The sequence below is a fragment of the Citrobacter sp. LJND-P06 genome, assembly GCF_058188415.1.
In genome coordinates this window covers 3,327,017-3,348,193 of the sequence record NZ_CP187317.1, presented here as the reverse complement: position 1 = coordinate 3,348,193, position 21,177 = coordinate 3,327,017, and the positions used below count along the sequence as shown (strand labels likewise).

Genomic DNA, 21,177 nt, shown 5'->3' with positions numbered 1-21,177 from the left:
CGTCAACTGACGTCTTTTTTATGCCCAAAATTCAGGATATTGCGCGCCAGGATTCTCTTTGACTCCCTATCGCCAGCAATGTCAGGGAGCGGCAAATCCCGCTCCCTTGCAGTATCAGGATTTCGGGAATATCCAGACATGTTTTTCCGGCAACGCCAGGTGGCAATGCTGCGGATCGCGAACGTCATTGCCATAAGCCCGGATGACAAAATCATCCCCGGAGGTGCGGAAAAGATATTCCCAGCGATCGCCAAGGTACATGCTGGTGAGCAGAGGCAGTTCAAGCTGATTTTCGCCAGGGCCGTCGACTAACGCGACACGCTCTACACGAATCACTGCCGTAGCAGGTTGACCCACTTGCACGCCTTCGCCCGCGTGTCCCCATAATGTCCAGCCGGATCCTTCGATACGCGCTCTGCCATCACGAAGTTCAGTGACTTTGCCGTGCAGGCGGTTATTGCTGCCCATGAATTCCGCCGTAAATAACGTTTTCGGGTTACCGTACATCTCCTGCGGCGTTCCCTGTTGTTCAATCTTGCCGTTATTAAGCAGCAGGATCCGGTCAGAAATGGACATCGCTTCGTTTTGGTCGTGCGTCACCATCAGCGCGGAGAGCCCCAGATTGATGATCAGTTCACGCAGGAATACGCGGGCTTCTTCCCGCAGTTTGGCATCCAGATTCGACAGCGGTTCATCGAGCAGAATGACAGGGGGGTTGTAGACCAGTGCCCGGCCAATGGCGACGCGCTGCTGTTGACCACCGGAAAGCTGATGCGGATGACGTTTACCCAGATGACCAAGGCCCAGTTGATCCAGGACATCCTGAACCCGCTGGGTTATCTCTTTTGCGGCAACTTTGCGAAGTTTCAACGGATACGCCACGTTCTCAAAAACGGTCTTATGAGGCCACAGCGCATAGGACTGGAATACCAGCCCAAGATTACGTTCTTCAGCAGGGATCTCACTGCGAGGCGTACCGTCGTAAACTTTATTTTTACCAATGACAATTGCGCCCTGGGTGGGTTTTTCCAGCCCGGCGACCGCCCGCAGCAACGTCGTTTTACCGCTGCCTGAAGGGCCGAGCAAAGAGACAACCTCACCGCGCTTCAGGTTCATGGACACGCCCTTTAACACCGGATTGTCGCCGTAGGTTAAGTGCAGGTTCTCGACCGATAATTCAATCATGTAATTTGACTCCAAAGCGAAGGGCAATACCCAGACCTACCACCACCAGCAGGATGTTAATAAAGGAGAGCGCCGCCACGATATCAATCGCGCCTGCCGCCCACAGGGAAACCAGCATTGAGCCAATGGTTTCCGTGCCTGGCGAAAGCAGGTATACGCCGGTTGAATATTCACGCTCGAAGATCAGGAACATCAGTAGCCATGAGCCGATAAGACCGTAGCGCGATAATGGGATCGTCACGTGGCGGGTAATTTGCCCGCGTGTGGCGCCGGTGCTGCGGGCGGCCTCTTCAAGTTCTGGCCCTACTTGCAGTAGCGTTGAGGAGATCAGACGCAGGCCGTATGCCATCCACACCACGGTATACGCCAGCCAAACGCTGAAAATGGTACTGCGCAACGATCGCAGCCAGACAATCAGGTTATCGCGCAGCCACTGCGACCACGGCATACCGGAAAGCCAGCCGGATTTCAGGGCGTTATCAAGCCACATTGGCAGGAACAGAAACACCCACAGAAACGCCAGGCCCGCGAGAAGACCGGGTACTGCGCGCGGCACCAGCACGCTGTAATCCAAAAAGCGTGTGGTGCTGTCGGGTTTACGGTGCATGGCGATGCCGACAAACAGATAACAGGCAACCGCCAGCGCGCCGCCAACCACGCCGATGGACATGGAGTTTACAATGGCGCGCAGCAGGTTCGGCTGTGACCAGATAGTACGGAAGGTGCTGAGCGAGAGTTCATCCCACAGAGATACCCCAACGCCCCAGTTGGAGATAAAGGCGCGCAGCACCACCCCCAGCAACGGAACGCCGATGGTCACGGTCAGCCAGAACGCCACGACGCCACCGGCGACCCAGCGCCATTTCCCCAGTGGTAACGCCCGCGCCTGGGAGGCTTTGCCTTTCATGGTGACAAAGCGGTTGGCGGTGCGCATCAGGCGACGCTGTAGCATGACCAGCGGAACCGTAATGCAAATCAACACCACCGCCACTGCGGCCATCAGGTGATAAGAGGGCGTGCCGAGTTTGTTGGTCAGTTGGTACAAATAGGTCGCCAGCACCATATTGCCTTCCGGATCGCCCAGCACCAGCATCAAACCAAACACTTCCAGTCCGAGGAAAAACAGCAGCACGGTCGCATACAGAATCGACGGGCGAACCATCGGCAGACTGACTGACGTCATCACCTGAAGCGGTGATGCACCCGTGATACGCGCGGCTTCCTCAACATCGGAACCCACGCTGCGCAATGCCGACGAGATATAAAGATAGGCGTGGGGAACGTGCGTCAGGCCGGCAATCACCACGATGCTCGACATGTCGTAGATATTCCACGGAACAAAGCCAATCAGCGATTGCGCCCAGAGAGAGAGAAATCCCACCGGCCCGGCCGCTACCACATAACCAAACCCCAGCACCATCGGAGAAACAAAAATCGGTACCAGAATCAGCGGTTCAATCAGCCGTCGGCCAGGTAAATCGGTACGTACCATCAGAAAGGCTAGCACGCCGCCGAGCGGAATGGCGATGGCCACCAGACCGAAAGCGAGAATAAAACCGCTTTTGAGGGCTTTATAGAAATCAGGATCGGTGAAAATGAAGCCAAAGGATTCAAGGCTCCAGGCTTTTGTCGGGGAAAAGAAGGGGGCCGACAAGAAACTCTGTATCATAATGAACGACAGTGGAATATAGATAACCAGTGCTGTTATCAGCACCACCGCGCCACGCGGCAGACTTTGCCACTTTCTGTGTATTGCATTCATAGTGTATCCCTGGTTCCGAAACCCAGAATAACGACATCAGGAAAGCGAAGCGAAGCGCGCCGGATGAGCCGCGCTTCTGTGAAGGTCGGTCTTATTTGGCAGCGGCTTCGCGCCACAATTTGATGTATTCCAGACGTTTTTTCGGTTGCAGGTATTCCAGCAGGCTTTCATCTACCGGGATCGGTTTCAGCGCCTGGCCGAGCATTTTTGTCATCCCGTTGATGTCATTATCCCCTTCGATATCGTTACGAATTGACGGGATATCAGCCTGATTTGCCAGAATACTTTGCCCTTTTTCAGACAACACATAATCCAGCCACAGTTTGGCGGCATTGCTGTTTTGCGCCTGCTGACTGATAAAAGAAACGCGTGACAGAACGAGGGTGTAATCCTTGGGATAAGAGATGCCTAACGAGGGATCGGTTTTAGCCCGCGCTTCAGAGTAAGAACCCAGGATATTGTAACCAATCAGGTTTTCGCCCGAGGAAACCCTTTCCATCATGGTGCCGGTGGACGATTGCACCGCTAAGCCACCTTTGGCAACCTCTGCCAGCGTTTTGAAGTAGTTCGGATCGGCTTTGGAATCCTGGACAGAGAGCATAAAGCCAACTCCGGATTTCTCAACATCGTAGGTGGTCACTTTGCTTTTGAATTTGTCTGTCTGGCTGGCAACAAGTTTCGCCAGCGCAGCGTGGGAGTCAGGGACGTCATTTGCCGGGATCAGGCGTTTGTTATAAATGAAGACCACCGGCTCGTAGGTGGTGCCATACGCCTTATTATTCCAGACAGACCATTTCGGTAATTGGCTTTGCTCAGGCGAGGTGTATTCCTGCGCATAATCGGCGGCGAGCTTCAATGCGGTATCCATCGATGAGCTCCAGACCACGTCGCCGCTACCGCTACCGGAGGCCTGTTCGCTGATAAAACGGTTGTACAGTTCGGTACTGTTCATATCGTTGTATTCAACTTTAATGCCGGGATAAGTGGCTTCGAACCCCTTAATCAGCGGGTCAGCGGATTTGGTATCGGTGGTGGAGTAGACCACCAATTTGCCTTCTTTGGTCGCAGCATCGACAACCTTTTGATAGTCAGTCGGGTAGCCTTGCGGTAATGCAGACATTGCGGAAGTAGAGATCAGCACAGCAGTAGCGATCAGAGAGATGCGGAATGTGTTCGACATTATTATTAACCTTTTAGTTACATTTGAGGAACTAATGGTCAACATGGCGTATGCCGTCAGTCAGACAATAGGGGGGCAAGGGTTCCGTTTCCGAAGTGTGATTATGGGCATTGTTTAGACAATTAACACCATTAAAACCGCGAAGAAGGATCGGCAAACCGACGCGTTGGTCGCCGTTTATTCTGTGCCAGGCGCTTTGCGATACAGTCGTCTCGGATGACCGATGTTGCCATACAGCATCTCGACGCTGATAAAACCCACTTCCACACAATATTCCAGATAACGACGACCGGTGGTTTTGCTGATCCCCACGTTTTCCACCACCTCTTCCACCGACCAGGTGTTTTCCGGGTTGTCGGTAAAAAAGCACTTAATGCGCTCCAGCGTATTGGATTCAATCCCTTTGGTGGAGGGTGTGGGCGGGACGTCGCCGGTGGGCAGATTGAACAACCGATCCAGGGCATGTTGATCGACCACCTTCACCTGACGCATAGCGTTGATAAGCAGCATAAAACGTTCCAGTGATGCGCGCAGACGCTGGAAGAACACCGGTTTAATGAGGTAATCAAACGCGCCGCTGCGCATCGCATGGCTACAGGTTTGCATATCGCTTGCCGCGGTAATGAAAATCACGGAACACTCGAAACTTTTCAGCAATGGGCTGTCGATGAGTTCGACGCCCTGACCATCCGGCAAATAGTTATCCAGCAGGATCAGACGCGGCCGATGCAGGCCGATTAACGTGCGGGCCTCTTCGAGCGTGGTGGCAATACCCACCACACGTAAATGAAAATGCTGTTCGATATACTCGCGATGGAGTTCGGCGAGATGGGGTTCGTCCTCAACAATGACGACATCAAGCGCCCGCGAATTTGTCATGCTTTAGCCCTGTCGAACTGGAATGTGTGTAGGGAATAAACACCGTAAAAATAGTGCCTTGCGGTATGTTGTTGGTGATTTCAATGCTGCCGCCCGCCTTATTAATATAGCCCGCCGCCAGATACAGGCCGATTCCGTGTTCTGATCCTATGATGTCATCGTCGTTTGCGGGTTTACTGCTGAACCCCTGCCTGAAGAGATGGGGTTTGGCCGCATCATCCACGCCGCAGCCTCTGTCGGCGACCTCGATCAGCAGTTCCTGATTTCTGTCCGAAATATATACCTCAACGGGCGCTGTGGGATCGGCGGCTTTGAGCGTCGCATCGACGGCATTGTCCAGCAGGTTACCAATGACAGACATCAGTTCTGTTTCGCTGAGCATGGCCGGAGGGCGGGTTAGCTGGCAGGCGGGGTCAAACTGGAGTTCGATGCCTTTTTCCCGCGCGCTGACGTATTTTCCCAACAGCAGTCCGCACAGCGCCGGAGAAGCGAAATGGGCCGAGACAAAATCCAGCACTTTCTGCGCCCCTTCTGACTGCGCCTGAATATAGCGAATGGCCTCGTCATAATGCTGCATCTGCAACAGGCCTACCAGCGTCGCCGTCCAGTTCAATTGTTCATGGCGCATGATGCGCAAGTTGTCGGCGTAGCGTTTTACCTGGCTTAGCTGACTGCTGAGGGTGTTAATGTCGTTTTTGTCGCGAAAACTGAATACCCAGCCGCTTTCAATGCTGGGTTCCAGTTCAATGGCGACGCGATTGACAATCACCTGGCGCTGATTCAGCACGGCAATATGGTCGTGGCGGTCGCTATTTTTTGAGGCCGGCGGCTGAGAAAAAAAGTCCGGAGACGTCTGTAATACCTTCTCCAGCGGTTTACCGATGAGATCTTTTTCTGACTGATGAATATCCAGTAATTCTCTGGCGGCACGGTTGATTAATATCAGTTGCCGTTCGCCGTTAACCGCAAATACACCTTCATACATTGCTTCAAGCAGCGCTTTTTGTTGGCGAACCAACAGAACGATGTCTTTGGGCTCGAGCCGGAACATCTGTTTTTTGAGATTACGGGTAAACATCCAGGAAAAGAGAAACAACAGAAGCAAAAGGGCGATGCCATATAATCCCGCCTGCCAGAGAATGCGGGCATTTATATTGGCGATATACGACGTGAGATAGCCGACCGAGACGATACCGATGACCTGATGATGGGCATCGAAGACCGGGGATTTGCTGCGCAATGAAACACCTATCCCGCCTTTGCGCACCGAAATAATGGTTTTCCCCTGTAACACTTCCGCATTATCCCCACCAATCATGGGTAAATTAAGACGCTCCGGGGACTCTGAATGGTAGAGATGCTGTTCGTTGACGTCGCCAATGACAATATAACTGGCGTCACTTTGCGCACGCAGTGGCTGAATTAAACGGGCTATTCCGGCGATATCCCTTGCGGCGATTTTTTCCGCAAGACCCGGCATTAACGCAATTTCGCTGGCCTGAACGCGCGCACGTTGCCCGAGATCGTGGTGCAGTTGCCGGTCAATAAAATGAAACAGGATAGCGCCCAGCAGAATTAATAACAGGCAGGAAAATGCCACCAGAGACAAAAAAAGCTTCACCTGAAAAGGGAGTCTGCGTTTCATACGACCTGCGGCAGGAATACAAAAAAGAGACATCCGCGGAGCCTACCACGGAGCAATGCGGGGTGTAATCAGGTAAAAGCAGAGTTGTGAGCTGCGCCACTGCACCACGTATTCTGGGGGCGCTACGACAACGGCCTGACATGCTATGATGCGGATGTTTCAGACCCACAGGAATAAAGTCGGCGACAATGAGCAAGATTACGCGTTACCGAAGTGTATGAAAGTCTTTGATTATTAGACTGTTACAAGGAATGCTATGTTAAACTGGATTTTTAATGATAATAAACGCACGCTTCGGCAAATTTGCGTAGACAGCAAACTATCGACCGCTAAAAAAATACAGAAAATCGATAAGTACCTGGCGAATGGCGGTGATATTAATTTTATTGACCCCGATATTTCTCCATGTAACGTGCTGGTTCCCTTGACGCGTAACCCAGAGTCAGATGTCTCACTGGTGCAATATCTGCTCGATAAAGGGGCGCACATCGAGTGTAATGGTTTCAGTGCTTTTCATTCGGCCATCGAGTTTAATAATACACAGTTAGTGACGCTGTATCTCAATGCTGGCGCCGATCTTTACTATCAGAATAAATTTAATAACTGTTGGCTTAACTACCTTTTTCACCCTGAACCACAGTATGTCTATCAGGACAGTCAACGTAAAAACATGATAGATCTTCTGCTAGAGTCTCACTTAGATATCAATAAAACGGTGAGCTTTTGGACTAATGGCGAGCTAAATCACCCATTAGAAATATTATATTCAGAACAAAGTAAAGCGCTGTTTTTACATATCATAAATAAAGATATCACGCTGAATATTGAAGAGACTACGCTGATCGAAGATATTATTCGGTCGAGCCATTTTTGGGGGCTTGAGGCATTTGCACCGTTGGTGAAACGCTATCCGAATTATAAAAAAGATCGCTATATTATGGCCAATGACAGCAGCTTTTGGGATGACGCCAATCTGCTGGAATTGTGTGTTTACGAAAAAGCAACGGACTATTGTGAGTATTTGCTCGACAATTATCCCGAACTGAAAGCAGACTCTCGTGCCAAAAGCCTGGTCTACGCGGCGCTGACATCAGAGTTTGATCTGCGAATTATCGAAAAACTGCTTAAGGTGACTGTCGATATCAATCGCATCTATAAGATGACGCCACCAGACGGTTATCAGGCACCGTTGATCAGCCAGTATCTGAATAATCCTCATTTTACCGACCCCGATAAGCGCGATTACATCTATCAGGCTCTTGAACTGTTACTCAACTATGGCGCTGATCCCAACAGTGAGTTCGTCAACAACGGTAAACCGTATGAGATGTTGAGCTGGTCAAATCTACGTTTGCTCATCTACCCAATGGTCGAAAAAAGAACGTTTTTACCCCAGTTTCTCGATCTCTTTTTGCGGTATGGTTTGGATATCAATAAGAAATTTGGTTCCGTAGAAGAACCGACCTTGCTGACGATTACTCAACGCGGCTCATGGAAAGAAGACCAGGAAACGATTATTCAGGTGATGGCGTATTTGCAGCCATTGGGACTTGATTTAAGCCTCACCAATATTTACAACACAAACTTTGTCTCAGCCGCGGCGATTTCTTGTCGTACTCAACTGCTGGAATGGTTGATTCAGCAGGGGGGCGATATTCATACGCATTGTGGTCACGATAATTCCCCAATCTTACATAAAGCCATTTCGACCTACTCATTAGATGAAATAACCGGCCCCATACGCCGCCAGACCGTTCAGCTTCTGTTACAACATGGTGCGAAACTCGAAGAGTTTTCAGTCGATGAACGATTTACGCCGTTGATGTGCGCCTGTTATTACGGTGCTCAATCCTGCGTCGACGCGCTGTTAGCGCAGGGGGCAAACCCTAATGCGCTTAATATCGAGGGCACCACGCCAGCGTTGTGTGCCATCATCGGCGGTGATTCAAATGAGTTTCCCCGTTTTGAATCGACGGCCGTGCGGATCCTCAAGCTTTTACAGCAATTCGGGGCTGATTTGACGGTCGAGAATTGCCGTGGCAACAGCCCGCTCGTGGCGGCAATCGAACTGGATTATAAAGAGATATTTGAGGCACTTCTTCAAATGGTGCCTTATAGCCCGCCGCAGCTTGAACACGCGCTCGCTATTCCTGAGCCAGAGAGCTATTTCCACCGCCGTCTACAGCAGCAGATCAAGGGTGAAATTGCGCCCATTCCCACCAAGGCAGAAAACATACCAGAGTTACCTGTCGGCGAAGATAATCCCGTTATTGCGGTATCGCAAAAACCGCAGCGGGTAAAAAAAGCCATTCCAGAGGCCAGCAGTGCGGCTTCGCAGAGAAGCCAGATTCCGACGATTATCGAACTGAAAGCGAAAGTGAAAAGTTTCTTTAAACCGGTAGCCAGCGATCCCGATATTACGGCTATCCAGTTAAACGGCATTGAAGAGCAGATAGACCTGCTCATTGAAAAACTGGATAACTTCAGCTTTTTTCGCCATCAGGCCACCAAAGAGGAGTTTGAAGAAAGCGTTCAGGAATATATCGATGAAGCCGTCGGGCAGATCAACACGTTCATTGAGGATGATTATCCGGCACTGACCGAAGCCCTGGTCGATGCAGTTTGGGTTATTTTGCAGTTCTACCGGGTGGATATTGAGATTGAAACCGCGCTCAGAAAACGCTTCTGGTAAGGTTTATCCTGTGGCCAGAGCCATCTGAGTGAGATGGCTCTGAACTCTCCGGCATCTTGAACAGCGATATTAACTCGCAGCATGTTTTGGCAGCGTCAGAATAAAACGGGTGGCGCGCAAATCAGAGGTGACGGCGACGGTTCCCTGATGGGCGATGACGATTGATTTCACAATGGCCAGCCCGATGCCGCTGCCTTCGCCTTTACGCTGACGAGAGGGATCGACGCGATAAAACCGGTCAAACAGGCGCGGTAAATGCTCAGGGGCAATAGGGGTTCCGGGGTTCTCAACGATAATCTGCACCTGCTCCTTCGCCTCAACGAGCCGCACGGTGACGGATTCTCCTTTCGGGGTGTAGCGCATCGCATTGGAGAGTAAATTACTTAACGCCCGGCGTAACATACTGGGGTCGCCGGATACCCAACATTCGCGGCCTTCAAAGCGTAAACTCACCTCGCGCTCTTCAGCCCAGGCTTCAAAGAAGTCGAAGACTTTGCTCACTTCATCCGCCAGGTTCAGCGCCTTTTTCTCCGGAACGAGCTGATTGTTGTCAGCCTGTGCGAGGAACAGCATATCGCTCACCATCTTCGACATCCGGCCAAACTCTTCAAGATTGGAATACAGCACATCCTCCAGCTCTTTTTGGCTGCGGGGCTGGCTGAGCGCAATCTCGGTTTGCGTCACCAGATTGGTGATCGGGGTTCGGATTTCATGGGCAATATCGGCGGAGAAGTTGGACTGGCGCGTAAAAACATCCTCAATGCGCGCGAGCATGTGATTAAACGAAATAACCAGACGTTCCAGCTCAATCGGCACGGCCTGCGGATCTAAACGGACATCAAGATCTTTTGAGGTCATATTTTGAATACGTCGGCTCACGTTGCGGATCGGTTCGTGGCCTTTATAGACGGCAAGCAGGACGATAAAAATAATCAGTATGCTGACCAACGAGGCTGTCATAATCAGCTTGTTTTTCAGGTCGTTAATATAGTGCAGATGAAAATCTATCGATAACGCCATGTACAACGTCCAGGCGGGTTTACCGTCAGGTAATTGCCCCACCGGTAGACGAATCATTCGCCAGGTAGAGTGAACGCCGTGTCCCTGATTGTGCCCCTGCATGTTCAGGGTTGGGCCGGAAAGTAAAAAGACGTCGCCGTTACCGGCATTTTTATCCGGCGTTGCGCGGCCGATAAACTCGCGCAGGTCAGGCGCGCCAGGCGAATGAAAAATGGCCTTTTTATTGGCATCTTCGAGAGAAATAATGACGTTTGAGTAGCCCGAAACCACATTTCGCAGGGTTTCCAGACGGCGGGATTCCGGCTCCTCAGGAGCGTTGAGAATTCGCTCGAGCGTCGTGCTTATCTCTTTTAAGTCATTAATATCCTGCTCGGCAAAGTGGACTTTTACCGAGTGGATCATCACCCAGGCAAAGGCGAAAAAGGCGGCGATGGTCGCCAGACTGATAAAAAATGTCAGTCGGGTCGCCAGCGAGAAAGGGCGGCGAAACCGCTTAGTGACCATCCGGCACCTCAAGCATATAGCCGACGCCGCGAACGGTCTGGATAAGTTTCGGCTCAAATTCATTGTCTATCTTGGCGCGTAGACGTTTGACCGCCACGTCGATGGCGTTGGTGTCGCTGTCGAAATTCATGTCCCATACCTGAGAAGCAATTAGCGAACGCGGTAACACTTCCCCTTGATGGCGCAGGAAAAATTCCAGCAAGGTGAATTCTTTACTGGTTAAGGTGATCCGCGTTCCGCTGCGGGTGACTTTTCTGCTGACCAAATCCACCGTTAAATCAGCCACCTGAAATTGGCTCTCCACCATCACCGTCGCGCCCCGGCGCAACAGGGTTCTGACGCGGGCCAGCAATTCGGCGAAGGCAAACGGTTTCACCAGATAATCATCCGCGCCCAGTTCCAGTCCTTTAACCCGATGTTCAATGGTGCCCAGCGCCGTGAGAAGGAGGATAGGCATCCCTTTGTTGGCGGCGCGCAGCATACGCACGATATCCCAGCCGTTAACGTCTGGCAGCATGATGTCGAGGATGAGCAGATCGTAATCGCTGGTCATCGCGAGGTGATAACCGTTCAGTCCGTTATCGGTCAGATCCACCACGAATCCGGCTTCTGTCAAACCTTTGGTCAGGTATTCGCCGGTCTTGTTTTCATCTTCGACTATCAAAATCTTCATCACATATTCCTTTACGCATTGGCTGTGCGGGCTCTCAATTCTAGAGAAGCCGGATCGGATAGCAATCGGTTATTGGGAAAATGACAGTTTTGTCATTTTGCTGTCACGGGTTAAACAGAGTCATTTCGGTAAGGTACGGGGTATTCGTTCATTTTCACATTAGGGTTACGCGTCCACGGCGGGCGAAAAGGATTATGTACACATTTAAGCGTCTTACCCTCAGTGCTTTATTTGTCCTGACAGGATGTTCACTGGCGCCGGATTATCAGCGCCCGGAATCCCCCGTGCCGCAACAGTTTTCCCTCTCGCAAAATGCGATGGTCCCCGCGACAACGGGGTATCAGGAAACTGGCTGGCGTACATTTTTCGTCGACCCGCAGGTAAAGGCGCTGATTGGCGAGGCGCTGCGCAACAACCGCGATTTGCGCATGGCAACGCTGAAGGTGCAGGAAGCGCGAGCGCAATATCAGGTGACGGATGCCGACCGATATCCGCAGCTCGACGCAGACTCGAGCGGTAGCTGGAGTCGTAAAGTCGAAGGGGACTCCCGTACCACCCGCGAATATGAAGCCGGGTTGAATTTGAGTTTCGATCTGGACTTCTTTGGCCGACTAAAGAATATGAGCGAAGCTGACCGACAGAATTTTTTCGCCAGTGAAGAAGCCCGCCGCGCGGTGCATATTTTATTAATCTCGAACGTCTCGCAAAGTTATTTCAACCAGCGTCTGGCCTACGCGCAACTGCAGGTTGCGCGGGAAACATTGCAAAACTATCAACGCTCCTACGCATTTGTCGAAAAACAACTGCTGACCGGCAGCACCAACGTGTTGGCACTGGAGCAGGCGCGGGGCGTGATTGAAAGTACGCGGGCTGACATCGCAAAACGGCAGGGAGAGCTGGCGCAGGCCACGCATGCCTTACAACTGCTGTTGGGGAGCTACACAACGTTACCGAATGAGAACGCGGGGAACGCTGGCGATATTAACGGCGTCAAATTACCGCCTTCACTCTCTTCGCAAATCTTATTACAGCGTCCGGATATTATGGAAGCTGAACACACATTAATGGCGGCCAATGCCAATATTGGTGCGGCGCGTGCGGCATTTTTCCCCTCTATTACGCTGACCGGTTCGCTTTCAGGCAGCAGCAGCGATCTTTCCAGTTTATTTAATCCCTCTAACGGGATGTGGAATTTTATCCCGAAAGTGGAGTTGCCGATTTTTAATGCCGGTCGTAACCAGGCCAATCTTGATTTAGCCGAAATTCGCCAGCAGCAGTCGGTGGTGAATTACGAGCAAAAGATCCAGAACGCCTTTAAAGAAGTGGCGGATGCGCTGGCATTACGCCAAAGCCTGGCGGATCAAATGACCGCGCAACAACGCTATCTGGACTCCCTGAACATTACGTTGCAACGTGCCAGAGCGCTCTATCAGAACGGCGCGGTGAGTTACATCAACGTGCTGGATGCAGAACGTTCGCTGTTTACCACACAACAAACCTTACTTGATCTCAATTATGCCCGGCAGGTGAATGAAATTAGGCTGTTCACTGCGCTGGGCGGCGGTTGGGCGGAATAACACCAGGATACACATTCAGGAGACAATATGATGACCACAACATTTAAAGCCGCTGTTTTTAGTCTTTTTGCACTCGTCGCATCGAACGCGCAGGCCAATGAACATCAACACGAAGGGATGATGAACGCCACCCCTGCCGCTGAGCAGACACAAGCGATCGGCGCGACAGGCATCGTAAACGCCATCGATTTGGAAAATAAAAAAATCACGATTAACCACGATCCTATTCCTTCCGTGAACTGGCCGGCAATGACGATGCGCTTTACGCTGACGCCACAAACGCAGCTCGGCGATATTAAGGTCGGTGACAAAGTGGCGTTTAATTTTGTGCAGCAGGGAAACCTGTCGCTGCTGCAGGATATTCGCGTCAGTCAGTAATGCGGATGGCTCGCCGCCTATATTCTTGCCTGCGTTCAGCAGAACGCGGGTAAGCGTAGATGAAGAAATGGAAAACACGATGGCGTCATTTAAACACAATAATCTCGCGCTTATTTTTGCCAGTATGCTTGTCGGCGGCATTATTTCTGTCGGGGGGTATGCATATTATTCTTCAACGCACGGAACTGCTGCGATGACACCCGCGCCGGAAAAAGAGGCGCGAAAAGTTCTGTTCTGGTATGACCCGATGTACCCGAATACCCGTTTTGATAAACCGGGAAAATCTCCGTTTATGGATATGGATCTCGTCGCGAAATATGCCGACGAAGAGACGGGTAATGCCGCAACCACGGGCGTGCGCATTGATCCGAACCAGACTCAGAATCTGGGACTGAAAACCGAAACCGTACGTCGTGGGGCGTTGAATTTTGCGCAGACGTTTCCGGCGAATGTCAGTTTTAACGAATACCAGTTTGTGATTGTGCAGGCGCGTTCAGCCGGATTTATTGACAAGGTCTACCCGCTGACGGTCGGCGATAAAATCAAGAAAGGCACGCCGCTGATAGAACTGACGATCCCCGACTGGGTGGAAGCGCAAAGTGAATACTTGCTCCTGCGGGAGACGGGCGGCACGGCAACCCAGGTCGAGGGGATTCTGGAGCGGTTACGGCTGGCGGGCATGCCGGAAGAGGATATCCGCCGTTTAACATCGACCCGTAAAATTCAGACGCGGTTTACGCTCAAAGCGCCGATTGATGGGGTGATTACCGCCTTTGATTTACGCACCGGCATGAACATTGCCAAAGATAACGTGGTGGCGAAAATCCAGGGGATGGACCCGGTATGGGTTGCCGCGGCCGTCCCGGAATCAGTCGCCTGGCTGATAAAAGATGCCTCACAGTTTGCGCTCACCGTCCCGGCCTGGCCGAATAAATCGTTCACCATTCGCAAGTGGAGCATCCTGCCAAGCCTCGACGCCACCACCCGAACGCTTCAGGTGCGCTTGCTGGTGGATAACCCCGATGAAGCGCTGAAACCGGGCATGAATGCGTATCTGAAATTGAATACCGAAAGCGAGCCAATGCTGCTGATCCCATCAAAAGCGCTGATTGATACCGGCAGAGAGCAGCGAGTGATCACCGTCGATAGCGACGGGCGTTTTGTGCCGAAGCGCGTATCTGTATTTCACGAATCGCAAGGGATGACGGCCATTCGTTCCGGGCTGACCGAAGGTGAAAAGGTCGTTTCCAGCGGTCTGTTCCTGATCGACTCCGAGGCGAATATTTCCGGTGCTCTGGATCGTATGCGGGCGAACACGCCAGCCGATGCCTCCGCTCCGGCGACCCATTCACACTGAGGGATGCGTAAATGATTGAATGGATTATTCGCCGGTCTGTGGCGAACCGTTTCCTGGTGATGATGGGGGCGTTGTTCCTCAGCGTCTGGGGAACCTGGACCATCATCAACACTCCGGTTGACGCACTGCCCGATCTCTCGGACGTGCAGGTCATCGTCAAAACAAGCTATCCCGGTCAGGCGCCGCAAATCGTTGAAAACCAGGTGACCTATCCGCTGACGACCACCATGTTGTCCGTGCCGGGCGCGAAAACCGTGCGCGGTTTCTCGCAGTTTGGCGACTCGTATGTGTACGTGATTTTTGAAGACGGCACCGATCCGTACTGGGCGCGTTCGCGCGTCCTGGAATACCTCAACCAGGTGCAGGGGAAATTACCCCAGGGCGTGAGTGCCGAGATGGGCCCGGATGCCACGGGCGTCGGCTGGATCTTTGAATATGCGCTGGTGGACAGGAGCGGCAAACACGATCTGGCGGAACTGCGCTCCTTGCAGGACTGGTTTTTGAAGTATGAATTGAAAACGATCCCTAACGTGGCGGAAGTCGCCTCGGTGGGGGGCGTAGTGAAAGAGTATCAGGTCGTTATCGACCCGATGAAACTGACGCAGTACGGTATCAGCGTGTCTGAGGTGAAATCGGCGCTGGACTCTTCTAACCAGGAGGCGGGAGGCTCGTCTGTTGAACTCTCTGAAGCGGAGTACATGGTTCGCGCCAGCGGCTATCTGCAAACCCTTGATGACTTCAACAACATCGTATTGAAATCCGCTGAAAACGGTGTCCCTGTCTATTTGCGGGATGTCGCCCGTGTGCAAATCGGGCCGGAAATGCGCCGGGGCATCGCCGAGTTGAATGGCGAAGGCGAAGTCGCGGGCGGGGTGGTTATCCTGCGTTCCGGCAAAAACGCGCGGGAGGTGATTTCGGCGGTAAAAGAGAAACTGGCGACGCTGAAAAGCAGTTTACCCGCAGGCGTCGAAGTGATGACAACCTACGATCGTAGTCAGTTGATTGACCGGGCGATTGACAATCTCAGCTATAAATTGCTCGAAGAGTTTATTGTCGTGGCGCTGGTCTGCGCGCTCTTTTTGTGGCACATCCGCTCTGCGCTGGTGGCGATTATTTCGTTGCCGCTGGGACTGTGTATCGCCTTCATCGTGATGCATTTTCAGGGGATTAACGCCAACATTATGTCGTTAGGGGGCATCGCCATTGCGGTCGGGGCAATGGTGGACGCCGCCATTGTGATGATCGAAAACGCCCATAAACGGCTGGAAGAGTGGGGGCATTTGCACCCTGGCGAAAAACTGGATAACGACACCCGCTGGAACGTGATTACCCATGCAGCGGTGGAAGTGGGGCCGGCGCTGTTTATCAGTCTGCTGATTATCACGCTCTCTTTTATCCCCATTTTTACCCTTGAAGGCCAGGAAGGGCGGTTGTTCGGCCCGCTGGCGTTCACCAAAACCTGGGCGATGGCAGGGGCGGCATTTTTGGCCATTGTGGTGACGCCGGTTCTGATGGGCTTCTGGATCCGCGGGAAGATCCCCGCAGAAAACAGCAACCCGCTCAACCGCTTTTTGATTCGCGTTTACCATCCGTTATTGTTGAAAGTATTACACTGGCCAAAGACCACACTTCTGATTGCTGCCTTCTCTATCCTGACCGTGCTGTGGCCACTCAAAAATATCGGCGGAGAGTTTTTGCCGCAAATTAACGAGGGCGATCTGCTGTACATGCCTTCGACATTGCCGGGGATCTCCGCGGCGCAGGCGGCAGACATGCTGCAAAAAACCGACAAACTGATCATGACCGTCCCGGAAGTGGCGCGGGTGTTTGGTAAAACAGGGAAAGCAGAAACGGCGACGGATTCTGCGCCGCTGGAGATGGTTGAAACGACCATTCAGCTCAAGCCGCAAGACCAGTGGCGTCCGGGAATGACGATGGACAAAATCATCGAGGAACTGGATAAAACGGTGCGTTTGCCGGGGCTGGCCAATTTGTGGGTGCCGCCGATCCGTAATCGCATTGATATGTTGTCTACGGGAATAAAAAGCCCTATCGGGATTAAAGTGTCCGGTACGGTGCTGGCCGATATCGATGCAACCGCAGAGCAAATTGAAGACGTGGCGCGAACCGTGCCGGGGGTTGCCTCCGCGCTGGCTGAACGTCTGGAAGGCGGGCGCTATATCAACATTGATATTCAGCGTGAAAAAGCCGCGCGTTATGGCATGACGGTCGGCGATGTCCAACTGTTCATCACCTCGGCGGTGGGCGGCGCGATGGTCGGTGAAACGGTGGAAGGGATCGCGCGATACCCGATAAACCTGCGTTATCCACAAAGTTATCGCGACAGCCCTGAAACGCTGCGCCAGTTGCCGATTCTGACACCGATGAAACAACAAATTACGCTGGCGGATGTGGCTGAAGTGAACGTGGTTGCGGGGCCGTCGATGCTGAAAACGGAAAATGCCCGCCCGGCCAGTTGGATCTACATTGATGCCCGCGATCGTGACATGGTGTCAGTGGTTAACGATCTCAAAAAAGCGATAGCAGAAAAAGTGCAGTTGAAGCCCGGCACCAGCGTGGCGTTCTCCGGTCAGTTTGAGCTCCTTGAGCGGGCGAACCACAAGCTGAAACTGATGGTGCCGACGACGCTGATGATCATTTTTGTGCTGCTATATCTGGCTTTCCGCCGGGTGGGCGAAGCGCTGTTGATCATTACCAGCGTGCCGTTCGCGTTGGTGGGGGGAATTTGGTTCCTGTACTGGATGGGATTTCATTTATCGGTGGCGACCGGAACCGGGTTTATCGCGCTGGCGGGTGTCGCGGCGGAGTTTGGGGTGGTGATGCTGATGTATCTTCGTCATGCCATTGAAGCCGAACCGACGCTGGAAAACCCGCAGACCTTCACGGCCGAGAAACTGGATGATGCGCTATACCACGGGGCGGTTCTGCGTGTCAGACCGAAGGCCATGACTGTTGCGGTCATTATCGCTGGCTTGTTGCCCATTTTATGGGGCGCAGGCGCCGGGTCAGAAGTCATGAGCCGCATTGCTGCGCCAATGATTGGGGGCATGATTACCGCGCCGCTGCTGTCGCTGTTTATTATTCCTGCGGCGTATAAATTGATGTGGCTGCGCAGGCACCGGAATCAGCAAGCATAATGTCTGAGATGATTTTTTCTCAATAATTATATAATCATCACAGGCAACTATTAAAGGCCAGCATACGTCATGCTGGTCTTTTTTCTGTGTTTCTGCATTAAACCACTCATATAGCATGGTTATTTTTTTAGGCACGGAAAATAGGTGTAATACCCCGATCAAGCGCGTACTGGTTGGAATATTCCCGCCTTAACTAAAATGTGACCCTTAATTCAGGTAGCTTGATTCGCTATTTCAGGTTGCGATTATGTTTGTTGATCTTCTTTGATTTAAACTAAATGCGACATTAAAAAAACGGTTGTGAACGAAAAAAACTGCTGGTGCTCGTTACACTGTTTATATTGCAATCTCCCCATTTTTATTTCAAAATCACGATGGAACAAGCCTTTCTATTCAATTTTGTTATAAAATTTGGGTTAAGTTTAACAGGTGTAAAGCATAAGTTACGCTAAGACCCATCGCATATGAATGTTTTTACAAATCAATAAATCAGTAAAAATAGCTAAAAACTTAATTTTGCTCAAAATAATCGACATGAGATCCATTATGGTTATCCGAAACCAGGGGTGGATGCCTGTCTCGTGTTATCTCAAACGAGAATGAGAAGATTCTCAAATACAAGAATAAGGATTTTAAGATGAGTTTTGGTATGGCGAAGGATGATAGATTTGAAATTATTGCCATCATTCGTGAAGAGCTTCTCAAGAAGACGAAACTTGAAATAGTCTATAAAAACAATAGCATAGTAACGCAACTGGAAAAGGTCGACTTCGAACACTTCGCCATCTCCCACCATGAAGATATCGTCACTGAAAAAATCCAGGGTTTTATTCTGCACAGTGAAGCCGGAATTATTAAATTCAACGCCCGATTCGACCGCGAGTCCTCAGATGATAACGCGGGTGGATTAGTTTATTTTATACCTGACATGATTTTTTTTATTCAACGCAGGCAGCATCAGCGTTTCTCGTTTCTAAAGGGATTTAGTTTTACCTGTTTTGGGCGCTACAAAAACGGCGAAAATTACGTATTTAAAATTAAAAACATTTCGCGTGGCGGTTGTGCGCTTATTGCCGAAGAGGTGAATCCGCGCTTTTTGTATAAAGATGCGGTCATCAAGGGTTCATCGCTGGAGTTCGAACAGTTCGGCAACCTGCAACTGGATATGCAAGTTATCGATGTTGTAGAGATCAATGAGTTTGATGATGATAACCACTTGTATTCCTGCCATCAAATCTCGTGCAAGTTTGATTTTAAAAATCACCGTGAGGAGTCTGAAGTTGAAAAAATCATTATCAACTTTTTGATGAGCAATAAAATTAGAAGTTTATAAGGAAGGTGAACTGGATGTTGATGTGTGGCAATGATAATTTTGTAGGGCATGGCGTCTCAGAGTTCCTGAAAAGTAAAGATGTACCGATTAAAACCTTCAGGTGCGAAGAGATGATCAGTCAGTCATCATTGTATCGGCATCATACGATGCTCTTCAATATCATTGATAACGGGCAGTCTTGTGCTGATTTTGTTGATTTTTTAAATAAAAATCGATTCAAGGTCTATGACAACAACATTGTCATCATCACCGACAGTTTGGTGGCGAAACTGTGTGTTGAGTTGCTCTATGTTGATAAAGCCATCGTATTGACTGAAAAGTCACCCTTACGCGATTTTAATCAAATCGCGTCATTGTCACAGGGGCCAGGTCATCAACGCGTGTTCCGTTCGCAAAAAAAACTGACCGACCGGGAGCAACAAATACTGAGTTTATTGGTCGGCGGCTACAATGCAAAAGAAATCTCCGAGTTAGTTAACCTGAATTATAAAACAATTCAAACTCATAAGATGAAGATCGTCCTCAAGCTCGGATTAACGAACTCTGCAGACCTGAATAAATTGATCGTCAGGTTTAACCATTCTTTGTCTTTTTTACCCTGAATCATATTTGATCAGACGATTTTGAATTATACTCTTCAGACTTCAAGTTGCATGTGCTGTGGTTACGTTCGCTCTCTCCAGTCATTTACTGTAGTAAGCTCCTGGGGCTTGCCTCCTTTCTGCAACTCGAATTATGTAGAGTATATAATACTCACAGGGACTGGGCGTGTAGTCATTTTTATTTGGCGGGAGTCGCCATTTTAGCTGTATTTTTAAGGAGGAGGAGGGTGTTTAATTCCAATGATGTACTCAGAGCGCTACAGGGAGCGTTGAATACCAGTCAACTTTATATGGTCTATCAGCCCATTCTGAATTTACATACTCAAAAGATTTGTGGGTTTGAGGCATTAATGCGCTGGAATAGTCCCGACATGGGAATGATTTCTCCTGATATTTTTATTACGCTGCTGGAAAAAAGCGGCAGTATTGCTTCAGTCGAAGAGATGGTTTCGAATCCTCCCTGGGATGTCGCGACCCGGTGGCCAGAAAATATTTCGCTCTCAATCAATTTTTCCGCGCTGGAACTCAGCGATCCCCAGTTACCTGAACGTGTTCGGCGAAATCTGACGTTCTCAGGTCTTGCCCCCAGCCGCTGCGAAATTGAAGTCACCGAAACCGCACCGATTCGTGACAGCCAGGTCGCCTCAGCGAATATGTCTGCGCTAAAAGCTATGGGGGTAAAATTGTCCCTTGACGATTTTGGTACCGGACACGCCAATCTTGATTATTTGCTGAAATATCCGTTCGATACCTTAAAAATCGACAAAGCGTTTGTCGCAGAGATTGAGCCTGATACAAAATCGGCAAAAATCGTGGAAGGTATTATCGTGTTAGCCCATGATTTTGGTATTGAAGTTCTGGCTGAGGGTGTGGAAAGTAAGGAACAGTTAGATCGGTTGATGCGTATTGGTTGCGATAAAGCGCAGGGCTATTATATTTCTCATCCTGTCCCGGCAGAAAAAATACCCGCACTGTTAACACAATTCAATTATTAGAGCCTATCCCATTAGGCTATTTCACTTGTCATTTTGGCCCTGGGCAGTGCTCAAAATCCTCACGTACTACGTGTACGCTCCGGTTTTTCCGCGCTGTCCGTGTCCAAACTGACTACGCCAATTACGCCTACTGGGATAGGCTCTTAAACGTTCACTTCTGCAACGACCGCTTCCCCCTAAATCCAGACCATAAAAAAGCCTTCTGTTAAAACAGAAGGCTTTTGATTTTCAATGTTC

15 protein-coding genes are annotated in these 21,177 nt (G+C 50.7%); 8 read left to right on the top strand and 7 right to left on the bottom strand.

Annotated features, from left to right (window positions below; genetic code table 11):
* Positions 1 to 114: 114 nt before the first annotated feature.
* The 5 genes from ACO7SM_RS15945 to ACO7SM_RS15925 form a co-directional block, all read right to left on the bottom strand.
* Entirely contained in the window at positions 115 to 1,185 is a 1,071-nt protein-coding gene (locus tag ACO7SM_RS15945; protein WP_490468338.1) for an ABC transporter ATP-binding protein, read from the bottom strand.
* A complete protein-coding gene (locus ACO7SM_RS15940) occupies positions 1,178 to 2,947 on the bottom strand; it encodes an ABC transporter permease (RefSeq protein WP_192611463.1) in 1,770 nt (589 codons plus the stop codon). Before ACO7SM_RS15940 ends, ACO7SM_RS15945 begins: the two co-directional genes overlap by 8 nt.
* A 91-nt stretch (positions 2,948 to 3,038) precedes the next feature.
* Positions 3,039 to 4,127 (bottom strand): ABC transporter substrate-binding protein, encoded by a 1,089-nt coding sequence (locus ACO7SM_RS15935; RefSeq protein WP_490468337.1) that lies wholly within the window; start codon positions 4,125 to 4,127, stop codon positions 3,039 to 3,041.
* 177 nt (positions 4,128 to 4,304) lie between these two features.
* Positions 4,305 to 5,006 carry a response regulator gene (locus ACO7SM_RS15930; RefSeq protein WP_490468336.1) on the bottom strand — a complete coding sequence of 234 codons (702 nt, stop codon included), beginning with the start codon at positions 5,004 to 5,006 and terminating at the stop codon, positions 4,305 to 4,307.
* Positions 4,984 to 6,651, bottom strand: coding sequence for an ATP-binding protein (locus ACO7SM_RS15925; protein ID WP_490468335.1), 1,668 nt, complete (start codon positions 6,649 to 6,651; stop codon positions 4,984 to 4,986). The genes ACO7SM_RS15930 and ACO7SM_RS15925 overlap by 23 nt, the downstream gene beginning before the upstream one ends.
* 256 nt (positions 6,652 to 6,907) lie before the next feature.
* Between ACO7SM_RS15925 and ACO7SM_RS15920 the strand changes: the two genes are divergently transcribed.
* The gene (locus ACO7SM_RS15920; RefSeq protein WP_490468334.1) at positions 6,908 to 9,343 is read left to right on the top strand and encodes an ankyrin repeat domain-containing protein; all 2,436 of its coding nucleotides are present in this window, start codon (positions 6,908 to 6,910) and stop codon (positions 9,341 to 9,343) included.
* A gap of 69 nt (positions 9,344 to 9,412) precedes the next feature.
* Here the strand turns inward: ACO7SM_RS15920 and ACO7SM_RS15915 are convergent, their stop codons facing one another.
* Together ACO7SM_RS15915 and cusR are read right to left on the bottom strand one after the other, a co-directional pair.
* Positions 9,413 to 10,867, bottom strand: coding sequence for a Cu(+)/Ag(+) sensor histidine kinase (locus tag ACO7SM_RS15915; RefSeq protein ID WP_490468333.1), 1,455 nt, complete (start codon positions 10,865 to 10,867; stop codon positions 9,413 to 9,415).
* Positions 10,857 to 11,540 (bottom strand): copper response regulator transcription factor CusR, encoded by a 684-nt coding sequence (cusR, locus tag ACO7SM_RS15910; RefSeq protein ID WP_490468332.1) that lies wholly within the window; start codon positions 11,538 to 11,540, stop codon positions 10,857 to 10,859. Before cusR ends, ACO7SM_RS15915 begins: the two co-directional genes overlap by 11 nt.
* Before the next feature lie 194 nt (positions 11,541 to 11,734).
* On the opposite strand from cusR, the gene ACO7SM_RS15905 reads away from it, so the two are divergent.
* The 7 genes from ACO7SM_RS15905 to ACO7SM_RS15875 all read left to right on the top strand — a co-directional run bounded on the left by ACO7SM_RS15905 (position 11,735) and on the right by ACO7SM_RS15875 (position 20,940).
* Positions 11,735 to 13,117 carry an efflux transporter outer membrane subunit gene (locus tag ACO7SM_RS15905; protein ID WP_490468331.1) on the top strand — a complete coding sequence of 461 codons (1,383 nt, stop codon included), beginning with the start codon at positions 11,735 to 11,737 and terminating at the stop codon, positions 13,115 to 13,117.
* A gap of 30 nt (positions 13,118 to 13,147) precedes the next feature.
* Entirely contained in the window at positions 13,148 to 13,495 is a 348-nt protein-coding gene (gene cusF / locus ACO7SM_RS15900; protein ID WP_490470966.1) for a cation efflux system protein CusF, read from the top strand.
* A 79-nt stretch (positions 13,496 to 13,574) separates the two neighbouring features.
* Entirely contained in the window at positions 13,575 to 14,852 is a 1,278-nt protein-coding gene (locus ACO7SM_RS15895; RefSeq protein WP_490468330.1) for an efflux RND transporter periplasmic adaptor subunit, read from the top strand.
* 11 nt (positions 14,853 to 14,863) lie between these two features.
* Positions 14,864 to 18,010, top strand: a complete 3,147-nt coding sequence (locus ACO7SM_RS15890) for a CusA/CzcA family heavy metal efflux RND transporter (RefSeq protein ID WP_490468329.1) — start codon at positions 14,864 to 14,866, stop codon at positions 18,008 to 18,010.
* 637 nt (positions 18,011 to 18,647) lie between these two features.
* Positions 18,648 to 19,343 (top strand): flagellar brake protein, encoded by a 696-nt coding sequence (locus ACO7SM_RS15885; protein WP_490468328.1) that lies wholly within the window; start codon positions 18,648 to 18,650, stop codon positions 19,341 to 19,343.
* Between the two features lie 14 nt (positions 19,344 to 19,357).
* Positions 19,358 to 19,945, top strand: a complete 588-nt coding sequence (locus ACO7SM_RS15880; RefSeq protein WP_490470965.1) for a helix-turn-helix transcriptional regulator — start codon at positions 19,358 to 19,360, stop codon at positions 19,943 to 19,945.
* Between the two features lie 227 nt (positions 19,946 to 20,172).
* The gene (locus ACO7SM_RS15875; protein ID WP_490468327.1) at positions 20,173 to 20,940 is read left to right on the top strand and encodes a putative bifunctional diguanylate cyclase/phosphodiesterase; all 768 of its coding nucleotides are present in this window, start codon (positions 20,173 to 20,175) and stop codon (positions 20,938 to 20,940) included.
* The last annotated feature ends 237 nt before the right edge of the window (positions 20,941 to 21,177 follow it).

Coding starts and splice junctions, on each gene's coding strand:
- ACO7SM_RS15945 (WP_490468338.1), bottom strand. CDS start 1,185: ATGATTGAATTATCGGTCGAGAACCTGCACTTAACCTACGGCGACAAT.
- ACO7SM_RS15940 (WP_192611463.1), bottom strand. CDS start 2,947: ATGAATGCAATACACAGAAAGTGGCAAAGTCTGCCGCGTGGCGCGGTG.
- ACO7SM_RS15935 (WP_490468337.1), bottom strand. CDS start 4,127: ATGTCGAACACATTCCGCATCTCTCTGATCGCTACTGCTGTGCTGATC.
- ACO7SM_RS15930 (WP_490468336.1), bottom strand. CDS start 5,006: ATGACAAATTCGCGGGCGCTTGATGTCGTCATTGTTGAGGACGAACCC.
- ACO7SM_RS15925 (WP_490468335.1), bottom strand. CDS start 6,651: ATGAAACGCAGACTCCCTTTTCAGGTGAAGCTTTTTTTGTCTCTGGTG.
- ACO7SM_RS15920 (WP_490468334.1), top strand. CDS start 6,908: ATGTTAAACTGGATTTTTAATGATAATAAACGCACGCTTCGGCAAATT.
- ACO7SM_RS15915 (WP_490468333.1), bottom strand. CDS start 10,867: ATGGTCACTAAGCGGTTTCGCCGCCCTTTCTCGCTGGCGACCCGACTG.
- cusR (WP_490468332.1), bottom strand. CDS start 11,540: ATGAAGATTTTGATAGTCGAAGATGAAAACAAGACCGGCGAATACCTG.
- ACO7SM_RS15905 (WP_490468331.1), top strand. CDS start 11,735: ATGTACACATTTAAGCGTCTTACCCTCAGTGCTTTATTTGTCCTGACA.
- cusF (WP_490470966.1), top strand. CDS start 13,148: ATGACCACAACATTTAAAGCCGCTGTTTTTAGTCTTTTTGCACTCGTC.
- ACO7SM_RS15895 (WP_490468330.1), top strand. CDS start 13,575: ATGGCGTCATTTAAACACAATAATCTCGCGCTTATTTTTGCCAGTATG.
- ACO7SM_RS15890 (WP_490468329.1), top strand. CDS start 14,864: ATGATTGAATGGATTATTCGCCGGTCTGTGGCGAACCGTTTCCTGGTG.
- ACO7SM_RS15885 (WP_490468328.1), top strand. CDS start 18,648: ATGAGTTTTGGTATGGCGAAGGATGATAGATTTGAAATTATTGCCATC.
- ACO7SM_RS15880 (WP_490470965.1), top strand. CDS start 19,358: ATGTTGATGTGTGGCAATGATAATTTTGTAGGGCATGGCGTCTCAGAG.